Source organism: Stutzerimonas nosocomialis, assembly GCF_005876855.1.
In the GTDB taxonomy this organism is placed as follows: Bacteria; Pseudomonadota; Gammaproteobacteria; order Pseudomonadales; family Pseudomonadaceae; genus Stutzerimonas; species Stutzerimonas nosocomialis.
Genome location: NZ_QLAE01000012.1, coordinates 23453 through 46248 on the forward strand (window position 1 = coordinate 23453; position 22796 = coordinate 46248).

General features: G+C 65.2%; 28 protein-coding genes and 1 pseudogene. 17 read left to right on the plus strand and 12 right to left on the minus strand.

Translation table 11 applies throughout. The features are described 5' to 3' along the window. Nucleotides 1-411: 411 nt before the first annotated feature. The 4 genes from DN824_RS22880 to DN824_RS09620 all read right to left on the minus strand — a co-directional run bounded on the left by DN824_RS22880 (nucleotide 412) and on the right by DN824_RS09620 (nucleotide 2254). Nucleotides 412-870, minus strand: coding sequence for a BRO family protein (locus DN824_RS22880; RefSeq protein ID WP_138408182.1), 459 nt, complete (start codon nucleotides 868-870; stop codon nucleotides 412-414). A gap of 54 nt (nucleotides 871-924) precedes the next feature. Further along, nucleotides 925-1227 carry a hypothetical protein gene (locus DN824_RS09615; protein ID WP_138408183.1) on the minus strand — a complete coding sequence of 101 codons (303 nt, stop codon included), beginning with the start codon at nucleotides 1225-1227 and terminating at the stop codon, nucleotides 925-927. Nucleotides 1228-1303: 76 nt separating this feature from the next. Further along, nucleotides 1304-1543 carry a hypothetical protein gene (locus DN824_RS22470; RefSeq protein ID WP_158295377.1) on the minus strand — a complete coding sequence of 80 codons (240 nt, stop codon included), beginning with the start codon at nucleotides 1541-1543 and terminating at the stop codon, nucleotides 1304-1306. Nucleotides 1544-1546: 3 nt separating this feature from the next. After that, nucleotides 1547-2254 (minus strand): tyrosine-type recombinase/integrase, encoded by a 708-nt coding sequence (locus DN824_RS09620; protein ID WP_241666685.1) that lies wholly within the window; start codon nucleotides 2252-2254, stop codon nucleotides 1547-1549. A 490-nt stretch (nucleotides 2255-2744) separates the two neighbouring features. Between DN824_RS09620 and DN824_RS09625 the strand changes: the two are divergent. Further along, nucleotides 2745-2960, plus strand: a pseudogene (locus DN824_RS09625) (hypothetical protein); the annotation flags it as partial. Here DN824_RS09625 and DN824_RS09630 read toward each other — a convergent pair. Beyond that, nucleotides 2929-3381, minus strand: coding sequence for a protein YgfX (locus DN824_RS09630; protein WP_138408185.1), 453 nt, complete (start codon nucleotides 3379-3381; stop codon nucleotides 2929-2931). The pseudogene DN824_RS09625 and the gene DN824_RS09630 overlap by 32 nt on opposite strands. Continuing rightward, nucleotides 3365-3619, minus strand: coding sequence for an FAD assembly factor SdhE (locus DN824_RS09635; protein WP_138408186.1), 255 nt, complete (start codon nucleotides 3617-3619; stop codon nucleotides 3365-3367). Before DN824_RS09635 ends, DN824_RS09630 begins: the two co-directional genes overlap by 17 nt. Before the next feature lie 133 nt (nucleotides 3620-3752). Here DN824_RS09635 and ygfZ point away from each other — a divergent pair, with 133 nt between their 5' ends. From ygfZ to DN824_RS09650, 3 genes are all read left to right on the plus strand, one after another. Then, nucleotides 3753-4703, plus strand: coding sequence for a CAF17-like 4Fe-4S cluster assembly/insertion protein YgfZ (gene ygfZ, locus DN824_RS09640; protein ID WP_138408187.1), 951 nt, complete (start codon nucleotides 3753-3755; stop codon nucleotides 4701-4703). Between the two features lie 47 nt (nucleotides 4704-4750). Further along, a complete protein-coding gene (locus tag DN824_RS09645; protein WP_138408188.1) occupies nucleotides 4751-5587 on the plus strand; it encodes an HDOD domain-containing protein in 837 nt (278 codons plus the stop codon). Between the two features lie 172 nt (nucleotides 5588-5759). Then, on the plus strand, nucleotides 5760-6272 hold the full coding sequence (locus DN824_RS09650; protein ID WP_138408189.1) for a DUF4142 domain-containing protein: 513 nt from the start codon (nucleotides 5760-5762) through the stop codon (nucleotides 6270-6272). Nucleotides 6273-6307: 35 nt separating this feature from the next. On the opposite strand, the gene ung is transcribed toward DN824_RS09650, so the two are convergent. Next, complete coding sequence (gene ung, locus DN824_RS09655; RefSeq protein ID WP_138408190.1) at nucleotides 6308-7003, minus strand: uracil-DNA glycosylase; 696 nt, start codon at nucleotides 7001-7003, stop codon at nucleotides 6308-6310. Between the two features lie 127 nt (nucleotides 7004-7130). Beyond that, nucleotides 7131-7760, minus strand: a complete 630-nt coding sequence (locus DN824_RS09660; protein WP_138408191.1) for a DsbA family oxidoreductase — start codon at nucleotides 7758-7760, stop codon at nucleotides 7131-7133. A gap of 151 nt (nucleotides 7761-7911) precedes the next feature. Between DN824_RS09660 and DN824_RS09665 the strand changes: the two genes are divergently transcribed. The 3 genes from DN824_RS09665 to DN824_RS09675 all read left to right on the plus strand — a co-directional run bounded on the left by DN824_RS09665 (nucleotide 7912) and on the right by DN824_RS09675 (nucleotide 10270). Then, nucleotides 7912-8229: a hypothetical protein gene (locus tag DN824_RS09665; protein ID WP_138408192.1), complete on the plus strand. Its 318-nt coding sequence runs from the start codon at nucleotides 7912-7914 to the stop codon at nucleotides 8227-8229. A gap of 76 nt (nucleotides 8230-8305) precedes the next feature. Beyond that, nucleotides 8306-9124 carry an enoyl-CoA hydratase gene (locus DN824_RS09670; protein WP_138408193.1) on the plus strand — a complete coding sequence of 273 codons (819 nt, stop codon included), beginning with the start codon at nucleotides 8306-8308 and terminating at the stop codon, nucleotides 9122-9124. A 39-nt stretch (nucleotides 9125-9163) separates the two neighbouring features. Next, nucleotides 9164-10270, plus strand: coding sequence for an enoyl-CoA hydratase/isomerase family protein (locus DN824_RS09675; RefSeq protein WP_138408194.1), 1107 nt, complete (start codon nucleotides 9164-9166; stop codon nucleotides 10268-10270). A gap of 7 nt (nucleotides 10271-10277) precedes the next feature. Here the strand turns inward: DN824_RS09675 and DN824_RS09680 are convergent, their stop codons facing one another. After that, on the minus strand, nucleotides 10278-10697 hold the full coding sequence (locus DN824_RS09680; protein WP_138408195.1) for a hypothetical protein: 420 nt from the start codon (nucleotides 10695-10697) through the stop codon (nucleotides 10278-10280). Between the two features lie 231 nt (nucleotides 10698-10928). Here DN824_RS09680 and rsxA point away from each other — a divergent pair, with 231 nt between their 5' ends. The 8 genes from rsxA to DN824_RS09720 all read left to right on the plus strand — a co-directional run bounded on the left by rsxA (nucleotide 10929) and on the right by DN824_RS09720 (nucleotide 17943). After that, nucleotides 10929-11513 carry an electron transport complex subunit RsxA gene (gene rsxA / locus DN824_RS09685; RefSeq protein ID WP_138408196.1) on the plus strand — a complete coding sequence of 195 codons (585 nt, stop codon included), beginning with the start codon at nucleotides 10929-10931 and terminating at the stop codon, nucleotides 11511-11513. After that, nucleotides 11510-12085 carry an electron transport complex subunit RsxB gene (gene rsxB, locus DN824_RS09690; RefSeq protein ID WP_138408197.1) on the plus strand — a complete coding sequence of 192 codons (576 nt, stop codon included), beginning with the start codon at nucleotides 11510-11512 and terminating at the stop codon, nucleotides 12083-12085. The genes rsxA and rsxB overlap by 4 nt, the downstream gene beginning before the upstream one ends. Further along, nucleotides 12082-14373: an electron transport complex subunit RsxC gene (rsxC, locus tag DN824_RS09695; RefSeq protein ID WP_138408198.1), complete on the plus strand. Its 2292-nt coding sequence runs from the start codon at nucleotides 12082-12084 to the stop codon at nucleotides 14371-14373. The genes rsxB and rsxC overlap by 4 nt, the downstream gene beginning before the upstream one ends. 57 nt (nucleotides 14374-14430) lie before the next feature. After that, a complete protein-coding gene (locus DN824_RS09700) occupies nucleotides 14431-15459 on the plus strand; it encodes an RnfABCDGE type electron transport complex subunit D (RefSeq protein WP_138408199.1) in 1029 nt (342 codons plus the stop codon). 2 nt (nucleotides 15460-15461) lie between these two features. Beyond that, a complete protein-coding gene (gene rsxG / locus DN824_RS09705) occupies nucleotides 15462-16229 on the plus strand; it encodes an electron transport complex subunit RsxG (RefSeq protein WP_138408200.1) in 768 nt (255 codons plus the stop codon). Beyond that, complete coding sequence (locus tag DN824_RS09710) at nucleotides 16226-16939, plus strand: electron transport complex subunit E (protein ID WP_138408201.1); 714 nt, start codon at nucleotides 16226-16228, stop codon at nucleotides 16937-16939. The genes rsxG and DN824_RS09710 overlap by 4 nt, the downstream gene beginning before the upstream one ends. Nucleotides 16940-17012: 73 nt before the next feature. Further along, a complete protein-coding gene (gene nth, locus DN824_RS09715) occupies nucleotides 17013-17651 on the plus strand; it encodes an endonuclease III (protein ID WP_138408202.1) in 639 nt (212 codons plus the stop codon). Between the two features lie 112 nt (nucleotides 17652-17763). Further along, the gene (locus tag DN824_RS09720; RefSeq protein WP_138408203.1) at nucleotides 17764-17943 is read left to right on the plus strand and encodes a PA3496 family putative envelope integrity protein; all 180 of its coding nucleotides are present in this window, start codon (nucleotides 17764-17766) and stop codon (nucleotides 17941-17943) included. 45 nt (nucleotides 17944-17988) lie between these two features. Here DN824_RS09720 and gloA read toward each other — a convergent pair whose 3' ends face one another. From gloA to DN824_RS09735, 3 genes are all read right to left on the minus strand, one after another. After that, entirely contained in the window at nucleotides 17989-18381 is a 393-nt protein-coding gene (gloA, locus tag DN824_RS09725; RefSeq protein ID WP_138408204.1) for a lactoylglutathione lyase, read from the minus strand. A gap of 144 nt (nucleotides 18382-18525) precedes the next feature. Then, a complete protein-coding gene (locus DN824_RS09730) occupies nucleotides 18526-19743 on the minus strand; it encodes an argininosuccinate synthase (protein WP_138408205.1) in 1218 nt (405 codons plus the stop codon). Nucleotides 19744-19821: 78 nt separating this feature from the next. Next, complete coding sequence (locus DN824_RS09735; RefSeq protein ID WP_138408288.1) at nucleotides 19822-20727, minus strand: flagellar protein MotY; 906 nt, start codon at nucleotides 20725-20727, stop codon at nucleotides 19822-19824. Between the two features lie 217 nt (nucleotides 20728-20944). Here DN824_RS09735 and pyrC point away from each other — a divergent pair, with 217 nt between their 5' ends. Then, nucleotides 20945-21988: a dihydroorotase gene (gene pyrC / locus DN824_RS09740; protein WP_138408206.1), complete on the plus strand. Its 1044-nt coding sequence runs from the start codon at nucleotides 20945-20947 to the stop codon at nucleotides 21986-21988. Next, nucleotides 21985-22659, plus strand: a complete 675-nt coding sequence (rnt, locus tag DN824_RS09745; protein WP_138408207.1) for a ribonuclease T — start codon at nucleotides 21985-21987, stop codon at nucleotides 22657-22659. Before pyrC ends, rnt begins: the two co-directional genes overlap by 4 nt. Nucleotides 22660-22796: the final 137 nt, after the last annotated feature.

Consider the following 22796-nt stretch of genomic DNA (forward strand, 5'->3'; position numbering starts at 1 on the left):
AGGGTCAGCAGGGCCAGCCGTGAAGCTGGCAAGAAGGAAACGGAAGGGCCGCGTGGCTGAGCACGAGCGGGCTTATCTTCCTGTCTCCCCTATTAGTGAGGGTTTTTAACCCGTGAGAATTTCCGCACCGCTTCCTCTATTGAGCGAAGCATCCAGCTCCATAGGAAACAGCATGCGGCCAGTAGCACGAGTGCCGTAACGACTCGCATGGTAGATGTGACCACAGTGCCGTCGATGAGGGATGCCACTATTTGTGCAGGGGAAGCCCGCCCCGGGTAGGCCCATACCAGTTCATCGTATAGACGCATGGCTACCAGGGCGGGCACTGCGAAAGAAGCCCATATAAAGGATTTCAGAATCTGAGATGGACCTGCCGTAAGCATTGAAAACCTCCGTGTTAGAAGTCTCAGTTTACCGTCTCCGGTCGACTCCATGCACCTCAGCCATGGGGAGCATAAGGTTCTGGCTCACCGGGTCGTTCGGGACGAAGTGTCGAAGAGTTCCAAAGCGCCGTCCTGTAGCCCTGCGCGTCAGCTCCCCGGCGAACTGCTGGCCTTCCACCGTGGTGCTCTCGTTCACGTTGTAGGCGCCAGTCTTGCGGATGGATGGGAGGACCTCCTCGGTGACCCACTTGCGGAATGGCTCGGAGGCCGGAGCGTGGCCCCACAGGAGCATCTGATAGGTCGCCGCCTCAGAAAACATCCACGAGGTTGCCTTTAGGGTGTTCCCGCGTCCCTCTGTAATTTCCGCAGGGACACCCAATGTCCCCATCTGCCTTGTCTGCGTGTGGCCGTGGTGCTTGGCCGTGGCCCATGCCGCATAGCGGACAACTTGTCCGTTAAGACTTCCTTCGCTCGGAAGGTCTGGCATTTCCTGACAGGCCTCCAAGACATCACGCAAAGCCAGGAAGTTTTCTGGACCCCTTTAGGGCTCTCCAGGGCCTCTACAATTTGTATAGACCCCCTTAGGCTTCTTCAAGGTCTCTGCTTGAAATAGAGACCCGAACTGATGGACAAAGCGGTGCTCCATGCCCTTCTCGTCTCCCGGAAGACTGACCGAGGATTTATCGATCAGTGTCGCCAAAGGGTGGCCGCACTTGTGGTACTTGCGGGCCAGGTTAACCGAGCCAGCCGGGTCCTTCAGCCCCGCCGCCCTTGCGACTTGCGTAGCGATGAACAGGATGTCGTGCTCAGGGTGACCCACCAGGATGTCCAACTCGATGTCCATGAAGGACTGCTTGGTGAATTGCATTGCGTTGGCGTTGGTTTAGCAGGTCTTCGGGAGCTCCATAGGCCCGCCATGTTCAAGCCCCTTCATGCGCCTTGCGCTTAAGAAGTTGAACGCACTTCGCCCAAGCGCCCCACGCGATGGCCCCCGCCAGAAGGATGCATAACGTTGCCGTGACGAGGAAAAAAGGAGTCGCCAGGGCCATAGCGAACCACTGCCCTATGTCCCAAGGCACAAGCAAGCCAATACAGGCGGCAACATAGAAAAGAATCCAGAAAATCGTAAACGGGGACATTCTGCGGAGATTGTGAAACATGTTTTATTCATCCTTGATTGTGAGGCCGATGCTTGCGCCTTCAGCTTGGTCCGATGTTGACCTAAAGGCCACCGCTAAAGCCGCTGCCAGCTTCTCCACGGCAACCCGCTGATCTCCCCCGTAAAGGTCATAGCTGATCGATTGCGAGCTATGCCCGAGGATATCCTGGGCAATTCCTACAGGCACTCCGCACGCCTTCAACCGCGAGGCCATCGAGTGGCGTAAAGAATGGAAGGATTGCACCCGGTCCGCTTCGAGGCTCAGGGCCTCCCTAAGAAACGAATTGTTTACCTGGGAGAAATAGCCGTAGCCTTGATCGAACAGCCGTGCTCCTGCCGTCTCCGCTTCGACAAACCGGAGGAACGCCTCAAGGTCAAAACCGTAGGCGCCATCGACCAGCGGCACCAAGCGGGCCGAATAGCGATTCTTAAGGGTCTTGCCTTCCCGGCTGTTGATGTCTATGACCCATACGTCCCCGACTTGCCGAACATCCTCCTTCGTGAGCTGGTGAAGCTCCCCGATGCGAGCGCCTGTGAGCGCAGCCAAGGAGACTGACCACCGGACCCACGAGTCCGCACGCTGAGCTTTCGCCATCAGTTCGGCCACTTGTTCCGGCGAGAGCGCCTCGCGGGAGCTGTCCGCCCCCTTCGTGATCTTCAGTTTCTTAATATTGCTATCAAAGATAGCATAATAATCGATTCTATCTATCACGCTCAGTAGCGGCCCAGTGTCCCCTTGGAGCCTACGTTCAGCCCCGCGAGCAATCTCACGAGCCAACGGGACCGCTCGAGGCTGTGCGACCGTCAGTGAAGAGGCTCTTTCGGCCTTCCCCAGGTCGTCGCTTAGGTCCGAGTATGTCATCCCCAAGGAATCGAGCGCCTCCCACTCCGTAGGAGTCGCAAGAAAAGGCCCTCAGCGGTCTCCCTGAGCTGCGCCCTTAGCTCCGGCCAAGTGGCGTCTGGGTTGTCGAGGTGGAAGGCCCTCAGGGCCGCCTGAAGCTGCTTGCTGGTAACCATTGCGGTAGATCGGTCATTGGTGCGGAGCGATACCGTACAGCATGCCACAGAGCCCAGCGGGCGGACCCTAAGGTAGTAGATACCGGAGCGTCTGTAGTGCCACGGCTTAGCGAGCTGAGTTCTAACAGTGGTCTAACAGTTGGCCCTTCATTTCGCTGGAGCATCGGCTGAAACCCTTGATTCCAGTGGGTTTGAGCCTCCTTGAGAGTGAGTTTTACAGCAACTACAAGGTCAGCCGGGACCTGATCGAGCTGCGCAACCTGGCGCTGGTCGCCGACCTGATGATCCGTTCGGCCATGGCGCGCAAGGAGTCCAGGGGCCTGCACTACACCCTCGATTACCCCGAGCAGCTGCCCGAGGCGGTAGACACTATTCTGGTGCCGCCCACCTTCGCCGACTGAACTTCAACCGCAGCCGAAGCCTGCGGTGCTGATCCAGGGGAAGCGCGTCACGAGGAATGCAGACCCCACGGGCGAAGCGCTCCCCCTCCACCCGAAAACGCAGGACGACGGCGACCGGCAGCGCCAGGCTGTCACGCCGAAGCTGCACCCGCTGCCAGCCGGCACGCTCATTCCACAGCTGCCAGCCGCCTTCGTCATGGCGCAGCGCGCGCCAGGCCTGTCGATGGGACAGCAGGATCTGCCGCGGCAGGGTCCAGCCGGCATGCGCGAGGCAGCCGGCCAGCCCGAGCAGCTTGAGCCACAGCGGCGCGGAGACGATCAGCAGGGTCAGCGAAGCCAGTGCCAGCCCAAGGAGGTACAGCGCCAGCAGACGCGCCGACGGCTTCCATTGGCAGACGAAAGGGTCACTTGGGCTGGACACGGTCGAGAATCATGCGAACCATGCGCCTGAGATCCTCGTCCTCGGGCTCCTCGCGCTCCATGAACCAGCCGAACATGTCCTGGTCCTCGCAGGCGAGCAGCTTGCGGTAGCGCGCCTGGTCATCGGCATCGAGATCGGCATAGACCTCCCTGACGAAGGGCACCAGCAGCACATCGAGCTCGAGCATGCCGCGGCGGCTGTGCCAGAACAGGCGATTGAGTTCGGTTTGGTCGACCATGGGACAGCTCCGGGTAGGCGGGCCGGCATTATAGCGGCGCGCCGTCGGGCGGCACCATCGGGCAGGTGCCCCTCGCGATCTTGGGCGGCGGGCCTGCTATGATGGCCACCCCGCACCAGCACGGCGATCGAGCATGACCGACACAGCTTTTTACTGCGCCCTGTCGCACGAGGGCGTCCTGGCCGTTCGCGGCGTCGATGCCAGCAAATTCCTGCAAGGCCAGCTGACCTGCAACCTCAACTACATCGACGCCGAGCACGCCTCGCTGGGCGCCCGCTGCACCCCCAAGGGGCGCATGGTTTCCAGCTTTCGCCTGCTCGCCGAAGCCGACGGCTACCTGCTGGCGATGGCGCAGGAGCTGCTCGAGCCACAACTGGCGGACCTGAAGAAATACGCGGTGTTCTCCAAATCCACCCTCGCCGACGAGAGCACGCGCTGGATCCGTTTCGGCCTGCACCGCGGCGATGGCGCCCTGCTGGGCCTGGGGCTGGATCTGCCGCAGGAGCCCGGCCGGGTGGCTCGCCTCGACGACCTGATCGCCATACGCCTGCCAGGCGGCGATTGCGAACTCTGGGCCAGCGCCGACAACACCGAATCGCTGACGCTCCGGCTCGGCGCACAGCTTCGCCACGCGCCCTTGAACGATTGGCTGCTCGCGCAGGTGCGCGCTGGGGTCGGCCAGGTATTCGGCTCGACGCGCGAGCTGTTCATCCCGCAGATGATCAACCTGCAGGCGCTGGGCGGCGTCAGCTTCAAGAAGGGCTGCTACACCGGCCAGGAAATCGTGGCCCGCATGCAGTACCTGGGCAAGCTCAAACGGCGTCTGTTTCGGCTGGCCAGCGACAGCCCCGACGAGCATGATCTGCCCGCGCCCGGCGTCGATCTTTATTCACCCGTTCACAGTTCCAGCGTCGGCGAGGTTGTGCTCGCCGCGAAGGCGACCGATGGTGTGGAACTGCTCGCCGTACTGCAGGAAGATGCCGCCGCCGATGGTCGGGTATTTCTCGGTTCGCCGGACGGTCTGCCCCTGACTCTGCTGCCACTCCCTTACACGCTGGATCCGGACCGCGAGATCCAGCGCTAGCGTTCACCCATGCCCTGCCAGGCATAACCGGCTCACAAGGAAATGACATGAGTACCCTTGCCGAAAGCGTCCAACTCAAACTGATCCAGGCGATCGACAACGACGAACTGGTACTGCCTACCCTGCCGGAAGTGGCCCTGCGGGTACGCGAAGCGGCGGAAGACCCGAACATCAGCATTCCCAACCTGTGCAAGGTGATCGGCAACGACGCGGCCCTGACGGCGCGCATCATCAAGGTCGTGAACAGCCCTTTGCTGCGCTCGAACAAGGAAATCAACGACCTGCAGATGGCGGTCAGCCGCCTGGGCATCAACTACACCTGCAACCTGGCCACCGGCCTTGCGATGGAGCAGATGTTCCAGGCCACCACCGATGTGGTCGACCGCAAGATGCGCGAGGTGTGGAACAAGAGCACGGAAGTCGCCGCGATCTGCCATGTGCTCTGCCGCCACTACACACGACTGGCGCCGGACCAGGCGACCCTGGCCGGACTGGTGCATCAGATCGGCGTCCTGCCGATCCTCACCTATGCCGAGGAGCACAGCGAGCTGCTGTCCGACTCCATCAGCCTCAACCACGTGATCGACAAGATTCACCCGATCATCGGCGAAAAGATCCTGCGGGCCTGGGAATTCCCCGACCCGATCGCCAGGGTGCCCGGCGAATACGTGGACTTCGCCCGGGATTCGGTCAAGGCCGACTACGTGGACATCGTTCAGGTAGCGACGCTGCAGAGCTACCTCGGCACCGGGCATCCGTACACCCAGCTGGATTGGAACCAGATTCCCTCGTTCGCCAAGCTGGGCCTCGATCCGAACTCCCTGATGGACGAGGACGAAGACCTCTCCGCCGCCATGGATGCGGCCATGAGCATGCTGCAGTAAAGCTCCGGGGCCGGCGCTCGCCGGCCCTCCCCTACCGTTCGCCGGCCCTCCTGAACCCCTGCCCGTGACACCAGTCACAAAATGGACGGCATCTTTCGCCGTATCCGCTTGCCTGCCACCAGGCCTACCTGGCCAGTCATCGCAGTCTCGTCAGCAGAGGAAGGAGAACGACATGAACGCTAAAACAAAAGCATTCTTCAGCGGCACCATGGCCGTGCTGTTCGGCATGGCCGCCAATCTGGCGCTCGCCGCCGACGGCGACAACTTCGTCGACGAAGCATCGGCCAAGGGCCTCGCGGAAATCGAAACCGCCAAGCTCGCGCTGGAAAAAGGCACAGCCGAAGACGTCCGCACGTTCGCCCAGCAGATGATCGACGAACACACCAAGTCCAACCAGGAACTGGCTCAGCTGGCGGGCGAGAAGAACCTGGAAATGTCCGACAACGCGACCCTTATGGACAGGGCCAAGGCGATGATCCTGCAGTTGCGCGATGGCGAAAATTTCGACCAGGCCTATGCGAACAACCAAGTGGTCGCCCACGAACAGACCATCGAGCTGTATCGTGACTACATCCAGGATGGCGAGAACGCCGACCTCAAGCGTTTCGCCGAGCAGACCCTGCCGACGCTGGAGCAACACCTGGAGCATGCTCGCAAGCTTCAGGCCCAGCACGGCCAGCGCTGAGACAGCCTGAGCGGTGCCCCTGATGCGGCACCGCTCTAGACCTCGGCCGGCAAGCTCCAGTCGATCGGCGTCAGGCCGTTCTGCCTGAGAAACTGATTGGCGCGACTGAAGTGCCCGTTCCCCAGAAAGCCCCGGTGCGCCGACAACGGCGAGGGGTGGGCGGACTTCAGCATCAGGTGGCGGGTAGGATCGATCAGCGGAGCCTTGCTCTGCGCATGAGCCCCCCACAGCATGAACACCAGGTGCGGCCGCTGCTGCACCACCACCTCGATGATCCGATCGGTGAATCGCTGCCACCCGGCCTTGGCATGCGAGCCGGCGTTACCCTGCTCGACGGTCAGCGAGGTGTTGAGCATCAGCACGCCCTGATCGGCCCAGGATTGCAGGTAGCCATGGGTCGGAACCTCGAGGTTCAGGTCGCGCTTGAGTTCCTTGAAGATGTTCTGCAGCGACGGCGGTGGCGCAACGCCCGGCTGCACCGAAAAGCACAGCCCGTGTGCCTGTCCCGGGCCGTGATAGGGATCCTGACCGAGGATCACCACCTTCACCTGGTCGAGCGGCGTGGAATTGAGGGCATTGAAGATCAGCGGGCCAGGCGGGTAGATCACCTTCCCCGCGGCCTTTTCGCGGCGCAGGAAATCCTTTAGCTGCTGCATGTAGGGTTGCTGAAACTCCTCGTGCAGGGCGGCTTTCCAGCTCGGTTCCAGCTTGATGCGATCGTCTTGAGTCATCCGAATCCCCGATTGGCGGCTGCCGCACCCTAGAAAAGCGCGACCAGACTGTCAATCCGCCCGCACGGGGAAGAAGATAATGCCGGAGCACGGCTCCCGCAGCCCTCGGTGCAGAGAGCCTGGGCGATCAGGCGGCCTGCAGGATCGGCGCGACGGCGCGCCTGAGCGTTTCGAATTCCACCGAGCCGCGCAGACAGATCGCCTCGTCCAGCAACTGGCTGGCCGGCCGGATGCAAATGACCGGCAACACCGAAGTGTCGAGCGTCTCGGCCAGTTGCCGGTCGGCGAACAGGTCTTCCAGATACAGACCGGTGTCGATGGCCTGCTTCAGCGCGTCGGTATCGAGGCCCAGCTCCTGGGCCAACTCGAGCAGGACCACCTCCTCGCCGATATCGCGTCCCTCTTCGAAATAGGCCCGGAACAGCGCCTCGTGGACCGTATCGAAGCACCCCCTCTCCCGGGCGAAGGCCGCCATCTCGAATGCCTTGCGGCTCGGCGGCTGGCCGACGGGCCGGCGCGGTACGATCTGGCGCAGCGAAGCCATCGGAAACGCCTCCCGGGACCAGTCGTCGCCGGGTTCCTCGGCGTCGGGATCGGGCACCAGAACGGGTTCGGGGCGCAGTTCGAACGCATGCCAGACCAGCGATGCGCGCGGCCCCAGCTCATGGGCGAGCTGCTTGATCACGGGCAGCTGTATGTAGCAGACCGGACAGACATAATCGCTCCAGACGTCGATCCGGATGGTGGCGGTAACCATGGCACTCTCCTGATGGACTTCCTTCTTGCGACCCGGCGCAGGACCTGAAATTCACCCCGCGACACGAATTGCTCGCTTGTCCGGCCGCCGCCTCGGGAACAACCACCCGCAACCGCCGGCCCAAAGGTCATCCACCATCGGAGGTGTCACGATGAGCAAAGCAGTCAAGCCCGACGCCGAGCGCCCGTACTTCGACGCACCGGCAGGCATTCCCGCCGGCAGCGACCATCAGATCCCCCATAGCCACCGTTTCAGGCACAACGACCTGGACGTCATCGTGCATCTGACCGGCTACGAGTACGAAAGCCTCGGCCAGACCCTATGGGCCTTCGGCATCGAACTGGTGCGCGACCGGCAGATCGTGCAGCCGGTCCGGGTCTATCGGGAGCGGCATTACGGACAATTCGAAGAAGCCCTGGCCGAAGGCATCGAGCAGGGCCGGCAACAGGCCGAAACCTTCGACCGATAGGCCAGCGGCTCGGCATTTCCTAGAATCCTTTCAACGCTACCGCGCACGAGCAATGGACGACAAAGGGATCGACCGCATGACCAATGCCATTGAACCTTACCAATCCGGTGTCTTCGACCTGACCCACAAGCTCACGGTGGAGAAGCACGGCCACACCGCTCTGATCACCATCAACCACCCTCCGGCCAACACCTGGGACCGTGAATCGCTGATCGGACTGCGGCAGGTGGTCGAACACCTGGACCGGGACCCCGAGATCTACGCGCTGGTCATCACCGGCCAGGGCGAAAAATTCTTCAGCGCCGGCGCCGACCTCAAGCTGTTCGCCGATGGCGATCGCCACCGCGCACGGGAGATGGCCCGCCGCTTCGGCGAAGCCTTCGAGGCCTTGCGCGACTTTCGTGGCGTGACCATCGCGGCGATCAACGGCTTCGCCTTGGGCGGCGGGCTCGAATGCGCCCTGGCCTGCGATCTGCGCATTGCCGAACGGCAGGCCGAGCTGGGCCTGCCGGAAGCCTCGGTTGGGCTGCTGCCCTGTGCCGGCGGAACCCAGGCGCTCGCCTGGCTGGTGGGCGAAGGCTGGGCCAAGCGGATGATCCTCTGCGGCGAGCGCCTCACCGCCGAGACCGCGCTGCGCATCGGGCTGGTCGAACAGCTGGTCGATGCCGGCGAGGCGCGCGGCCATGCGCTGCTGCTGGCGACCCGCGTGGCGCGGCAGAGCCCGGTGGCCGTGCGCGCCATCAAGCCCTTGATCAATGGCGTTCGAGGCCGCGGCCCGGATACCTTCGCCGCTGCCGAGCGCGAGGCCTTCCTCGACCTTTTCGAGGCCGAGGACACCCGCGAGGGCGTCAACGCCTTCCTGGAAAAACGCGACCCGCAATGGCGCAACCGCTGACGCCGCCATGCCCCACACCGACAACAAGAAAGGCCGTCCATGAACGTGATCTTCGAAGAACGCCCCGCCCTGCACGGCGCCCGCATCGGCATCGCCACGCTCGACTCGGAAAGGAGCCTCAACGCCTTGAGTCTGCCGATGATAGAGGCGCTGCTGGCCCAGCTCGACCAGTGGGAAAAAGACCCCGCGCTGGTCTGCGTGCTGCTGCGCGGCAACGGAACCAAGGCCTTCTGTGCCGGCGGCGACGTCCGGCGGCTGGCCGAGGCCTGCCTGGCCCAGCCCGGGGAAGTGCCGGCCCTGGCGAGCCGCTTCTTCGCTGACGAATACCGGCTCGATCATCGGCTGCACCGCTTCCCCAAGCCGGTGATCGGCTGGGGCCATGGCTACGTGATGGGCGGCGGCATGGGCCTGCTGCAGGGCTGCTCGATTCGCATCGTCACCCCAGACAGCCGCCTGGCCATGCCGGAAATCAGCATCGGCCTGTATCCGGACGTCGGCGCCAGCTGGTTCCTGCAACGGCTGCCGGGCAAGCTGGGAACCTTCGTTGGGCTGACCGCCACCCAGATGAACGCACGCGACGCCCTCGACCTGGGCCTGGCCGACCGCTGCCTGCGCCAGGACCAGCAGAACAACCTGATCGAGGGCCTGGTCCAGCTGAACTGGAACGACCAGGCGCCCAGCCAGCTCAACAGCCTGCTACGGGCTCTGGCGCAGGACGCCAGCGGGCAACTGCCGCCGGCGCAGTTGCTGCCGCGCCGCGAAACGATCGACCAACTGCTCGATGTCGCCGACCTGCCGACGGCCTGGCGGGCCCTCACGGCGCTGGCGGACGACAACGACCCGCTGTTCAGCCGGGCCGCCGAAACCTTGCGCAACGGCTGCCCGCTGACCGGCCATCTGCTCTGGGAACAATTGCGTCGCGCGCGGCACCTGTCGCTCGCTCAAGCCTTGCGCATGGAGTACGCGATGAGCCTGAACTGCTGCCGTCATCCGGAATTCCCCGAAGGGGTAAGAGCGCGGCTCATCGACAAGGACAACCAGCCGCGCTGGCACTGGCCCGACCCGGCGAGCGTGCCGCCCGCCGCGGTGCAAGCCCACTTCCAGCCCACCTGGGAAGGCGAGCATCCGCTGGCGGACCTCGCCTGACGGCGGTCTACCAGCGACGATAGGAGCCGTTGAACTGCCGCTGCGGCTGGCCATAATAGCCGCGCGGCTGATGCTGGTACTGCGGCGGGCGGTAGCCGTGCTGCGGCGGGCGGTAATGGGGGTGGCGCTGGTCGAACCGCTGGTCGTTGCGCTGCCAGCGCCCCAGGCGGATGTCAGTCCTGGGCTGGACACCGGTCTGCGGCGGACGGTAGCCAGGCTGGTTCGGCAGGTTGCGCTGATACTGAGGGTGTTGCGGATAGGGGCTGCGCGGATCGTACTGGTAGGAGCGCACCTGCGAGCCACCGCCGTAATAGCCATGGTCGCCGGCCTTGTAGACGTAGACGCCGCCCCGGCTGTCGGCATGGGCACCCAGCGCCAGGCCGAGGCCCACGATTCCCACGATTCCCACAAGAATTCGAAGCTTCATCACTACCTCCGGGCCTTGTAGGCACCTTGCCCAGGCTTTGGACATTGGACCCCATGATCGGCCACTTGCCGCAGGCTGCGGTCGCGGGTTCGTATCAACGTGTTACATGGGTGGCGCGGGCGCCCGGCCTGTCGCCGTCGGGCGCTGCGGCAACCGCCACGGTTGTATGCCCTACCCGGCTTCCCGATAATAGGCGCCCTTTTTTCCCAACGCGCCCCGGCGACGGACCCGATGACCGAACTCGCCCTGATCATGGTTAGCGCCATACTGGTCAACAATTTCGTCCTGGTCCAGTTCCTCGGCCTGTGCCCCTTCATGGGCGTGTCGAAAAAGATCGAGGCCGCCATCGGCCTGTCCCTGGCCACCACCTTCGTGCTCACGCTCGCGGCGATGTGCAGCTATCTGGTGCAGCGCTACGTGCTCGCACCGCTCGATCTGGAATACCTGCGCACCATCGGCTTCATCCTGATCATCGCCGTGGTGGTGCAGTTCACCGAAATGCTGGTGAACAAGACCAGCCCGCTGCTCTATCGCGTGCTGGGCATCTTCCTGCCGCTGATCACCACCAACTGCATCGTGCTCGGGGTCGCGCTGCTCAACGCCCATCGCCAGGAGCTCAACTTCCTGACGGCGACGGCAACCGGCTTCGCGGCGGGACTGGGCTTTTCCCTGGTGCTGGTGCTGTTCGCCGCCCTGCGCGAGCGGATCGCCATCGCCGATGTGCCCCAGGCCTTCCAGAGCGCCGCCATCGGCATGATCACCGCCGGCCTGATGTCGCTCGCGTTCATGGGCTTCAGCGGGTTGATCAAGCCATGACCCTGGTGCTGGTGGCCGTGCTGGTGCTGGCGGCGCTGTGCCTGGTGTGTGGCGCGATCCTCGGCTTTGCCGCGGTGCGTTTCAGGGTCGAGGGTGACCCGGTCGCCGAACGGATCAACGCCCTGCTGCCGCAGACCCAGTGCGGCCAGTGCGGCTATCCCGGCTGCAAGCCATACGCCCAGGCCATCGCCGCCGGGGACAAGATCAACAAGTGCCCACCGGGTGGCGAGTCGACCATTCAGGCGCTGGCCGACCTGCTGGACCTGGATGCCGAACCGCTCGACGCCGAAGGCGGGGAAAAGCCGCCGATGGTGGCCTACATCCGCGAGGCCGAATGCATCGGCTGCACCAAATGCATCAAGGCCTGCCCGGTGGACGCCATCGTCGGCGCCGCCAAGCTGATGCACACGGTGATCGTGTCCGAGTGCACCGGCTGCGACCTGTGCGTGGAGCCCTGCCCGGTCGATTGCATCGACATGGTCGAGGTGCCCGGCGGCCTGCGGCAATGGAGCTGGGACCACCCGCCGGCGCCGGGCCGGCTGATCGCCAGCGACCGGGAGCGCGCCGCATGAGCGAAGCACGGCTGTGGGATTTTCCCGGCGGCATTCATCCGCCGGAATGCAAGACACTGTCCAATCGCACCCCGATCCAGCCGATGCCGCTGCCGCGTGTCCTGTACGTACCCCTCGGCCAGTCCGTCGGCGAACCGGCCGAACCCTGCGTGGCGGTCGGTGAGCGGGTCCTCAAGGGCCAGAAGATCGGCCTGGCCAGCGGCGCGCTGGGCGTCGCCCTGCACGCGCCGAGCTCCGGCGTGGTGACCGCCATCGGTCCGCAGCCCTATCCGCATGTCTCCGGGCTGCCGGCACCGGCCATCGTGATCGAAACCGACGGGCAGGAACGGTGGACAGCGCTGGAGCCCTGCGATGATTTTCGCCGCGAGCCCGCCGACGCCCTGCTCGAGCGCATCCGCGAAGCAGGCATCAGCGGGCTGGGTGGCGCGGGCTTTCCGACCGCGGCCAAGCTCGCCGCAGCGCCGCGGCAGAAAGTCCGCACCCTGGTCATCAACGGCGCCGAATGCGAGCCCTACATCACCGCCGACGACCTGCTGATGCGGGAGAAACCGGTGGCACTGGTACGGGGCATTGAAATCCTCGTCCATCTGCTCGACCCCGACGAGGTGCTGATCGGCATCGAGGACAACAAGCCCGAAGCCATCGCGGCGCTGCAAGCCGCCATCGGCGAGCGGCCATTCACCGTGCGGGTCATCCCGACCCGCTATCCGTCGGGCGGTGAAAAGCAGCTGATCCAGATTCTCACCGGCCTCGAAGTGCCCTCCGGCGGCCTGCCGATGGACCTTGGCGTGCTCTGCCAGAACGTCGGCACCTGCGTGGCGATCCACGACGCCATCGTGCTGGGGCGACCGCTGATCTCGCGGATCACCACCCTGACGGGCGAAGCGCTCGAGCGCCCCATGAACGTCGAGGCCCTGATCGGCACGCCGGTCGCCGAACTGCTGGCCTTCGCCGGCTTGCGCGACAGCCGTCTGCAGCGCCTGCTGATGGGCGGGCCGCTGATGGGCTTCGCGCTGCCGTCTCGCGACGTGCCGCTGATCAAGACCACCAATTGCCTGCTCGCCGGCACCGCGGCCGAACTCCCGCCACCCGCCCCCGCGCTGCCCTGCATCCGTTGCGGCGATTGCGCAGAGGTCTGCCCGGCGAGCCTGCTGCCCCAGCAGCTGCACTTTTTCGCGCTGGGCGAAGACCACCCCCAACTCAGGGCGCACAACCTGTTCGACTGCATCGAATGTGGCGCCTGCGCCTACGTCTGCCCGTCGAATCTGCCGCTGGTGCAGTCCTACCGGGCCGCGAAGGCGGACATCCGCGAGATCGAGCTGCGCCAGCACAAGGCCGAGCAATCGCGGATGCGTTTCGAGCAACGCCAGGAACGCCTGCGCCGCGCCGATGAGCAGAAGGAGGCCGAGCGCCAGGCGCGTGCCGAGAAACGGCTGCGGACCCAGGCGGTCGACGCCGAAACCCGTTCGGTGCCTGTCCAGGACGACCCGTTGGCCCGGGTGCAGGCGCAGAAGGCCAGCACGCTGTCCGACACCCAGAAGAAGCTGAAGATCGAAGCCAGCATGGCCCAGGTGGCGCTGAAGAAGGCGCAGAAGCAACTGGCAAGCCATGCCTCGCCCGAACTCGAGCGTCAGGTCGAGGAACTGCGCCACGCCGCCGACGCTGCCCAGGCAGCGCTGGAGCGCGCCCTGGCCGAACAGCCGCCACAGGAGCGACCCGCCCCCACGGACGGCCCGGCGCTGAACACACTCAAGATCGAGGCGGCCATGCTGCGCGCGCAGTTGCGCAAGCTGGAAACGCTCGACCCGCCCGACGCCGACCAGGAGCGCGAGCTTGAGCACTTGCGCGCTGCACTGCAGTCCGCAGAGCGGAAACTGGCCGAGCTTCAGCCCGGCGAAAGCGCCGCGACGCCCGCCGCTGGCGATCCGCTGAAGAAAGCCAAGATCGAACTGGCCATGCGCCGAGCCGCGCTGAAGAAAGCCGAAACGGCCGGTGCCGAGGAAACCCAGCTGCAGTCCCTGCGCGAGCAGCTCGCCGAAGCCGAACGGACGCTGCATGCCGCCGAGGAACAGTCGCAGCGCCCGGCCCCCGAGCTGATCCGCATCGACAAGCGCCCCATCGACGCGGATACCCGCGCCCTGAAAACCGAGCTGGCCTACGCGCGGGCGGACCTGCGAAAGCTTGAGCGTGATGACACCGCCGCTGCCGAGGCCCTTGACGCGGCCCGCACGCGCCTGGCCGAAGCGGAGCGTCGGCTGGCCGAGCGCCCGCCCCGATCGCAGCCGTGAATACCTTCGTGAACGCGGCGCCCTGACCGCCCACTGACCATTCGAACCGGAGAGCCGATGGCCCTGCCCCGCCCCACCTCGCCCCATGCCAAGGGCGGCAACCGCACCCAGCAGGTCATGCTGACGGTGCTGGCCGCGACCTTGCCGGGGGTGCTCGTGCTGACCTGGCTGTACGGCGCCGGCACCCTGATCAACCTGCTCTGGGCCAGCGGCGCCGCGCTGGCCATCGAAGCCCTGATCCTGCGGATGCGCCAGCGCCCGGTGGGTTTCTTCCTGCGCGACGGCAGCGCCCTGGTCACCGCGGTGCTCCTGGCCCTTGCGTTGCCGCCCTACGCGCCCTGGTGGCTGACGCTGATCGCGGTGGCCAGCGGCATCGTGCTCGGCAAGCAGCTCTACGGCGGCCTGGGGCAGAATCCGTTCAACCCGGCGATGGTCGGCTACGTGGTGGTGCTGGTCTCGTTTCCCCTGCAGATGACCACCTGGCCGGTCGCCCATGCGGTGTCCCTGGGCGCGGGCCTGCAGCAGATCCTTGGCCTGGTGGCGGCACCCGACGCCTGGACCCAGGCCACCGCGCTGGATGTCCTGAAGAACAACCAGAGCCTGACGGTCGACGAACTCTGGCAAGGGCCTGCGTTCGGCCATTTCGGCGGCATCGGCTCGGAAGTGGTGAACCTCGCGTTTCTCGCCGGCGGGCTGTTCCTGCTGCACAGGCGCCTCTTCAGCTGGCACGCGCCGGTGGGCATGCTCGCCGCCCTGTTCGTCATGAGCCTGGTGTTCTGGAACGGTTCGGGCTCCGATTCGAATGGCTCGCCGCTGTTTCACCTGCTCAGTGGCGCAACCATGCTCGGCGCCTTTTTCATCGTCACCGACCCGGTCAGCGGAGCCACCAGCAACCGTGGCCGGCTCGTCTTCGGCATCGGCGTCGGCGTGCTGGTCTATGTGATTCGCGCCTGGGGCGGCTATCCCGACGGCGTCGCCTTCGCGGTGCTGCTGATGAACCTCGCCGCGCCCACCATCGACTACTACACCCGTCCCCGCACCTATGGCCATGCCAAGCCGGTGCGCGGCCTGAAGACGGAGGACTAGCCATGGCGCTGCCGGAAATCAGCCGCTCGATGCTGCGCAATGCTGGGGTCCTGGCGCTCTTCGCGGTCGTCACGGTAGGCGGCGTCAGCCTGCTGCGCCAGGCGACCGCCGAACGCATCCACCAGGCCGAGCGCGCCGCGCAGTTTCGCGTCCTGGAAGAGATCCTGCCCGCGGACAGCCACGACAACCTGCTGCTCGACAGCACCCGCGACGTGCAACATCCCCTACTGGGCTACGACACCCCGCTGCCGGCCTATATCGCCATGCGCCAGGGCGTTCCGAGCGCGGTGATCCTGCAGGTCCTCGCGCCGGACGGCTACAGCGGGGCCATCCACCTGCTGGTCGGCATCGAGGCCGACGGCCGGCTCGCCGGCGTACGCGTGGTCAGCCACCGCGAGACGCCCGGCCTCGGCGATCGCATCGAAACCGGCAAGAGCGACTGGATTCTGGGATTCACCGGCAAGTCGCTGCAGGACCCCGAGCCGTCACGCTGGGGGGTCAAGCGCGACCGCGGCGCCTTCGACCAGTTCGTCGGCGCCACCATCACGCCCCGGGCGGTGGTCAAGGCGGTGCATGGCGCGCTGCAGTATTTCGATGCCAACCGCGAGGCCCTGTTCGCCACCGACGCCCTGCAGCCAGCCCCGGAAGGCGCGCTGGAGCGGCCCGAAGCAGCCAGGGACCCCGCGACCCACGCCAGGGCCGGCAGCGATGCGGCGCGCGATCAGGTGCCGGCCGGCGAATCCCACCCGCAGGACGGAGCGTCCCGATGAGCACCCCGAACCTTCGCGAACTGAGCCTCAACGGCCTGTGGCGCAACAACCCGGCGCTGGTGCAGCTGCTGGGCCTCTGCCCCCTGCTGGGCGTCAGCAACTCGGCCGTCAACGCGCTGGGCCTGGGCCTTGCGACCCTGCTGGTGCTGACCTGCTCGAACGTTGCCGTCTCGCTGGTACGCGGCGTGGTGAACACCGCCGTGCGCCTGCCGGCGTTCGTGATGATCATCGCGGCGCTGACCACCTGCATCGAATTGCTGATGCAGGCCTTCACCTACGAGCTGTACCAGATCCTCGGCATCTTCATCCCGCTGATCACCACCAACTGCGTGATCCTCGGTCGAGCCGACGGCTTCGCCTCGCGCCACAACCCCCTCGTCGCGGCCTACGACGGCGTGATGATGGGCCTGGGCTTCTGCGCGGTGCTGGTGGTGCTCGGCAGCCTGCGGGAGCTGATCGGCACCGGCGCGGTGCTGGCCAACATGCACCTGCTGTTCGGCCCCGTGGCCACGGGCTGGAAGCTCACCCTGGTGGAGAATCACGAAGGCTTTCTGCTGGCGATCCTGCCGCCGGGCGCATTCATCGTCCTCGGCCTGCTGATCGCACTGAAGAACCGCATCGACCATCACCTGGCCGAGCGCGCCCGACCCGCCGCGCAACAGAGCCCGTCGGCCAGCCGCCGCGTCCGCGTCACCGGCGTGATCGAGTGAGGCAGATGCACGCACGTCGAACACCCCAACGGACTGCTTGCGGCCTGCCGCTTGAAGCTTGGAGCTGAAGTCAATGAACGCCGCCAAACGCCTGGAAATCTTCCGCCGCTTCCACCGGGAAAACCCCGAACCCAAGACCGAGCTGGCCTACAGCACGCCGTTCGAACTGCTGATCGCCGTGATCCTCTCCGCCCAGGCCACCGACGTCGGGGTCAACAAGGCGACCGCCCGGCTCTATCCCGTGGCCAACACACCCGAGGCGATCTATGCGCTCGGCTACGACGGCCTGTGCGAGTACATCAAGACCATCGGTCTGTACCCGAGCAAGGCGAAGAACGTGCTGGAAACCTGCCGGATCCTGATCGAGAAGCACGGCAGCCAGGTACCCGACAACCGCGAGGACCTCGAAGCCCTGCCCGGCGTCGGTCGCAAGACGGCGAACGTGGTGCTCAATACCGCCTTTCGCCAGTTCACCATGGCGGTCGATACCCACATCTTCCGCGTCGCCAACCGCACCAACATCGCCCCGGGGAAGAACGTGCTCGAGGTGGAGCGCAAGCTGATCAAGTTCGTCCCCAAGGACTATCTGCTCGACGCCCACCACTGGTTGATCCTGCATGGCCGCTACGTCTGCAAGGCACGCCGGCCGCAGTGTGGCAGCTGCCTGATCGAGGACCTGTGCGAGTACAAGCACAAGACGTCGGACGATTGAGCGAGTCGGGACTTTTCAGCACCCGCGATTGAAAAAATCTTTTTTACCGCCTTCGGGAATGCCGCTATAAGGTGCGCCAACAGCGCCCCCGCAGTAGTGGAGTGAGAACACCGTGGCCGATAAAGAAGAAATCGAGATCGAAGACGATTTCGTCGCCGAAGACGAAGACGACGTCGCCGAAGCCCCTGTCGAAGTGGCGAAGACCAACCTGACCAAGCGTCGGATCATCGACAACCTGCTCGAAGAGCGTCGCCTGCAAAAGCAGCTGAACGACTTCGACTTCGACATCTGAACGAAAGAAAGCCCCACGAGGGGGCTTTCCTGTCTCGCGGCCGTATCAGTCCGCCCGCTTGGGCGACAGCAGCTCGATCTTGTACCCGTCCGGATCCTCGACGAACGCCAGGATACTGGTGCCGTGCATCATCGGCCCCGGCTCCCGGGTGATCTTGCCGCCCCGCGAGCGGATATCCTCGCAGGCCTTGTAGACGTCCTCCACCTCGAGCGCGATGTGGCCGTAACCGGTGCCCAGCTCGTAGCTTTCCACGCCCCAGTTATGGGTCAGCTCGATCACGCTGTTGTGCGCCTCGTCGCCGTAGCCGACGAAGGCGAGCGTGAACTTGCCCTCCGGATAGTCCTTGCGCCGCAGCAGGGTCATGCCGAGCACTTCGGTGTAGAACGCGATGGAGCGCTCCATGTCGCCGACGCGGAACATCGTATGCAGCAATCTCATAGGTCTTCTCCTCACGGCTGAAAAACGAACCCCGGCTCTTCGACCGGGGTTTTGTGCGTTCCTCTGCCTTCGCGCAGAGGATCGGGGCAAGGCACCGCTCGCCTGGCTCTCTTCGCCGCGGCCCGGGCCTCGCCCTTCAGGGCATCAGTACAGCTTGCGCCCCTTGCCGGCGGCGATGCGCATGCGCAGCGCGTTGAGCTTGATGAAGCCCGCCGCATCGGCCTGATCGTAGGCGCCGGCATCGTCCTCGAAGGTGGCGATGTTGGCGTCGAACAGCGAATCGTCCGACTTGCGGCCGACCACGATCACGTTGCCCTTGTAGAGTTTCAGGCGCACCACGCCGTTCACGCTGGCCTGGGAAGCGTCGATCATCTGCTGCAGCATCAGGCGCTCCGGGCTCCACCAGTAGCCGGTGTAGATCAGGCTGGCGTACTTGGGCATCAGCTCGTCCTTGAGGTGAGCCACTTCGCGGTCGAGGGTGATCGACTCGATGGCGCGGTGGGCCTTGAGCATGATGGTGCCGCCGGGGGTCTCGTAGCAGCCGCGCGACTTCATGCCGACGTAGCGGTTCTCGACGATGTCCAGACGGCCGATGCCATTCTCGCCGCCGATGCGGTTCAGCTCGGCCAGTACCTGGGCGGGGGTCATCTCCTTGCCGTCGATGGCAACGATGTCACCGGCCTTGTAGGTCAGCTCGATATAGGTCGGGGTGTCCGGTGCGTTTTCCGGGGACTTGGTCCAGCGCCACATGTCCTCTTCGTGCTCGGTCCAGGTGTCTTCCAGCACGCCGCCCTCGTAGGAGATGTGCAGCAGGTTGGCGTCCATGGAATACGGCGACTTCTTCTTGCCGTGGCGCTCGATCGGGATGGCGTGCTTCTCGGCATAGTCCATCAGCTTCTCGCGCGAGAGCAGGTCCCATTCACGCCAGGGGGCGATCACCTTCACGCCCGGCTTGAGGGCATAGGCACCCAGCTCGAAACGCACCTGGTCGTTGCCCTTGCCGGTGGCGCCGTGGGAGATGGCGTCGGCGCCGGTCTCGTTGGCGATCTCGATCAGGCGCTTGGCGATCAGCGGACGGGCAATGGAGGTGCCCAGCAGGTACTCGCCTTCGTAGACGGTGTTGGCGCGGAACATCGGGAAGACGAAATCACGGACGAACTCTTCGCGCAGGTCGTCGATGTAGATTTCCTTGACGCCCATGGCCTGAGCCTTGGCGCGTGCCGGCTCGACTTCCTCGCCCTGGCCGAGGTCGGCGGTGAAGGTCACCACCTCACAGTTGTAGGTATCCTGCAGCCACTTGAGGATCACCGAAGTGTCCAGGCCACCGGAATACGCCAGGACCACCTTCTTTACATCGGCCATCGCCATCCACTCCCGGGGTTGTGCGGAAAAGCGCGATTCTACTGGTCGCGACGGCGCTTTTACAGGGGGCGGAGGGAATCAGGAAAGTGGCGCCCCGGCCGGTGGGACGGCGGCCGCGGTCTCGGGGACAGGCGCGTGCCGCAGCAATTGCAGCGTCACCCGGCGATTCTTGCCGCGGTTGGCCGCGTTGTTGTTCGGCACCAGCGGATAGCGCTCGCCGTGAAAGCGCAGGGTCACCTGGTCCTCGCCGATGCCGTTGGCCAGCAGGTACTCCCTGACCGCCAACGCGCGCCGGCGCGACAGGTCGCGGTTGGCCAGTCGATTGCCGCTGTTGTCGGAGTGGCCGTCGAGCTGGATGTGCTTGATGCCGGGGTCGGCCTTGATGAACTGGAGGATGATGTCCAGCTTCGCGCGACCGACATCGTCGAGCTCGACCGCATTGTTGGTGAAGGCGATGTTGCTCTGCTTGATCTGGTCGAAATTCACCGGCAGCAGTTTCGCGGTACAGGCCTGATAATCCTCGTAGGCCTTGGCGAACCGCGCCGGCAGCAGACGCACTTCCAGGGCATCGCCACCGTGCAGGGTGCGATGGCGCACCACCGGGCTGCGCCCCTCGAGCAGGCCCGTCAGCAAGCGACCTGCCTGCAACTGGGTACTGTTGAAGGGGATCTCCCCCGGCCCTACCGACACCACGCCCAGATTGATGTCGCCGCGCGCCGGCTGCCAGGGCGCGGCCGCCGCGAGCAGTGTCGCCGAGCCGTTGGCCAGCCAGCGGTCGTTGGCCTTGAGGCGGAAAATCGCCTGCTCGCCGGCGCGCCGCACGAACTCGCCGGCACCGAAGCCGGCGATCGGCTGAGCCAGGCGGCATTCGAACTGATCGCCTTCGACCTGCCACTCCACCTTTTCCAGACGCGTCTGGAAAGTGATGGCATGGACCGGCTGGACGGCCAGCAGGCTGAAGAGGACAAGAGAACGCAGGCGCACAGCGGGCTCCGCAGAGGATGTATTCATCTGGAGGTATCGGTGAGGGGCGATAAAACTTGAGCGCCGGCCCGGACTTGCGCGTCCCTTGCGGCCTGCACCGCCGCTCCCGCGTGCCGCCGGAGCGCGACATGGCCCCCGTATCGCCGGTTAACGCGGCGTGCCGCCGCATGGCTTTTCCGGTAGCATTCCCGCACGTTCGACCCGCCTGGAAGTCTGCATGTCCGATCGACTCACCCTGCTGCGCCCCGATGACTGGCACATCCACCTGCGCGACGGCGAAGCGCTGTCCCATACCGTCGCCGACGCCTCCCGCCAGTTCGCCCGGGCGATCATCATGCCCAACCTGGTTCCCCCGGTACGCAACGCCGACGAGGCGGACGCCTATCGCCAGCGCATCCTCGCCGCCCGGCCCGCCGGAAGCCGCTTCGACCCGCTGATGGTGCTCTACCTCACCGACGCCACGCGTCCGGAAGACGTCCGCCAGGCCAAGGCATCGGGTTTCGTCCACGCCGCCAAGCTCTATCCGGCCGGGGCCACGACCAACTCCGCCTCGGGCGTGACCCGCATCGACAACATCTTCGCGGTGCTCGAGGTGATGGCCGAAGTCGGCCTGCCGCTGCTGGTACACGGCGAGGTTACCCGCCCGGAGATCGACGTCTTCGATCGGGAGAAACATTTCATCGACGAGCACCTGACCCGTGTCGTCGAGCGTTTCCCGACGCTCAAGGTGGTGTTCGAACACATCACCACCCGCGATGCGGTGCAGTTCGTCGAGGCCGCTCCGGCCACCGTGGGCGCCACCATCACCGCGCACCACCTGCTCTACAACCGCAACCACATGCTGGTGGGCGGGATCCGGCCGCACTTCTACTGCCTGCCGATCCTCAAGCGAAACACCCACCAGGAAGCACTGCTCGACGCCGCCACCAGCGGCAACGCCAAATTCTTCCTCGGCACGGACTCGGCGCCCCACGCCCAGCACGCCAAGGAATCGGCCTGCGGTTGTGCAGGCTGCTACACCGCCTTCGCCGCCATCGAGCTGTATGCCGAGGCGTTCGAACAACGCGGCGCGCTCGACCGGCTGGAGCCCTTCGCCAGCCACTTCGGCGCCGATTTCTACGGACTGCCGCGCAACACCGAGCAGATCACGCTGGTGCGCGAAAGCTGGACGGTACCGGCCCAGCTGCCGTTCGGCGATCGACAACTGGTGCCCTTGCGGGCAGGCGAATCCCTGCAATGGCGACTGGAGACCGGCGCATGAGCGAAGATCAGTTCGAGGACGAGCTGGACGGCAATCTTTCCAACGACACGCGCCACCCGATGGCACGGCGCTTCCGGGGCTATCTGCCGGTCGTCGTCGACGTCGAGTGCGGCGGGTTCAACTGCACCACCGATGCCTTGCTGGAAATCGCCGCCGTCACCATCGGCATGGACGAGCAGGGCCTGCTGTTTCCCGAGCACACCCACTTCTTTCGTGTCGAGCCGTTCGCCGGCGCCAACATCGAAGCCGCTGCGCTGGAATTCACCGGCATCAAGCTCGACCATCCGCTGCGCATGGCGGTTGCCGAGTCCCACGCGCTGGGCGAGATCTTCCGCAGCGTGCGCAAGTCGCTCAAGGCCAACGGCTGCAAGCGCGCCATCCTGGTCGGCCACAACAGCAGCTTCGACCTGGGCTTCCTGAACGCCGCGATTGCCCGCTGCGACATCAAGCGCAACCCCTTCCACCCCTTCTCCAGCTTCGATACCGCCACCCTGGCAGGCCTCGCCTACGGGCAGACGGTACTCGCCAAGGCCTGCCAGGCGGCCGGCATCGACTTCGATGGCCGCGAGGCGCACTCGGCCCGCTACGACACCGAAAAGACCGCCGAGCTGTTCTGCGGCATCGTCAACCGGTGGAAGGAGATGGGCGGCTGGGAAGACTACGAAAGCTGAGGCCTTCGAACGCCCTGTAGAAGCCGGACGGGGAAGCTGCGTACCCTCATCAGGCCCGGCGGGCCACCTTCTTCCGGAGGGAGAAAGTGGCCCGATGCCGTCTGCCCCGCGGACGCAGTCCTGACCGCGAACGGGAC

Excerpts from the sequence above, each read along its gene's own strand:
- DN824_RS22880 (WP_138408182.1), bottom strand. The coding sequence starts at position 870 with ATGCCAGACCTTCCGAGCGAAGGAAGTCTTAACGGACAAGTTGTCCGC.
- DN824_RS09615 (WP_138408183.1), bottom strand. The coding sequence starts at position 1,227 with ATGGACATCGAGTTGGACATCCTGGTGGGTCACCCTGAGCACGACATC.
- DN824_RS22470 (WP_158295377.1), bottom strand. The coding sequence starts at position 1,543 with ATGTTTCACAATCTCCGCAGAATGTCCCCGTTTACGATTTTCTGGATT.
- DN824_RS09635 (WP_138408186.1), bottom strand. The coding sequence starts at position 3,619 with ATGGTCGACCAAACCGAACTCAATCGCCTGTTCTGGCACAGCCGCCGC.
- ygfZ (WP_138408187.1), top strand. The coding sequence starts at position 3,753 with ATGACCGACACAGCTTTTTACTGCGCCCTGTCGCACGAGGGCGTCCTG.
- DN824_RS09645 (WP_138408188.1), top strand. The coding sequence starts at position 4,751 with ATGAGTACCCTTGCCGAAAGCGTCCAACTCAAACTGATCCAGGCGATC.
- DN824_RS09650 (WP_138408189.1), top strand. The coding sequence starts at position 5,760 with ATGAACGCTAAAACAAAAGCATTCTTCAGCGGCACCATGGCCGTGCTG.
- ung (WP_138408190.1), bottom strand. The coding sequence starts at position 7,003 with ATGACTCAAGACGATCGCATCAAGCTGGAACCGAGCTGGAAAGCCGCC.
- DN824_RS09660 (WP_138408191.1), bottom strand. The coding sequence starts at position 7,760 with ATGGTTACCGCCACCATCCGGATCGACGTCTGGAGCGATTATGTCTGT.
- DN824_RS09665 (WP_138408192.1), top strand. The coding sequence starts at position 7,912 with ATGAGCAAAGCAGTCAAGCCCGACGCCGAGCGCCCGTACTTCGACGCA.
- DN824_RS09670 (WP_138408193.1), top strand. The coding sequence starts at position 8,306 with ATGACCAATGCCATTGAACCTTACCAATCCGGTGTCTTCGACCTGACC.
- DN824_RS09675 (WP_138408194.1), top strand. The coding sequence starts at position 9,164 with ATGAACGTGATCTTCGAAGAACGCCCCGCCCTGCACGGCGCCCGCATC.
- DN824_RS09680 (WP_138408195.1), bottom strand. The coding sequence starts at position 10,697 with ATGAAGCTTCGAATTCTTGTGGGAATCGTGGGAATCGTGGGCCTCGGC.
- rsxA (WP_138408196.1), top strand. The coding sequence starts at position 10,929 with ATGACCGAACTCGCCCTGATCATGGTTAGCGCCATACTGGTCAACAAT.
- rsxB (WP_138408197.1), top strand. The coding sequence starts at position 11,510 with ATGACCCTGGTGCTGGTGGCCGTGCTGGTGCTGGCGGCGCTGTGCCTG.
- rsxC (WP_138408198.1), top strand. The coding sequence starts at position 12,082 with ATGAGCGAAGCACGGCTGTGGGATTTTCCCGGCGGCATTCATCCGCCG.
- DN824_RS09700 (WP_138408199.1), top strand. The coding sequence starts at position 14,431 with ATGGCCCTGCCCCGCCCCACCTCGCCCCATGCCAAGGGCGGCAACCGC.
- rsxG (WP_138408200.1), top strand. The coding sequence starts at position 15,462 with ATGGCGCTGCCGGAAATCAGCCGCTCGATGCTGCGCAATGCTGGGGTC.
- DN824_RS09710 (WP_138408201.1), top strand. The coding sequence starts at position 16,226 with ATGAGCACCCCGAACCTTCGCGAACTGAGCCTCAACGGCCTGTGGCGC.
- nth (WP_138408202.1), top strand. The coding sequence starts at position 17,013 with ATGAACGCCGCCAAACGCCTGGAAATCTTCCGCCGCTTCCACCGGGAA.
- gloA (WP_138408204.1), bottom strand. The coding sequence starts at position 18,381 with ATGAGATTGCTGCATACGATGTTCCGCGTCGGCGACATGGAGCGCTCC.
- DN824_RS09730 (WP_138408205.1), bottom strand. The coding sequence starts at position 19,743 with ATGGCCGATGTAAAGAAGGTGGTCCTGGCGTATTCCGGTGGCCTGGAC.
- pyrC (WP_138408206.1), top strand. The coding sequence starts at position 20,945 with ATGTCCGATCGACTCACCCTGCTGCGCCCCGATGACTGGCACATCCAC.
- rnt (WP_138408207.1), top strand. The coding sequence starts at position 21,985 with ATGAGCGAAGATCAGTTCGAGGACGAGCTGGACGGCAATCTTTCCAAC.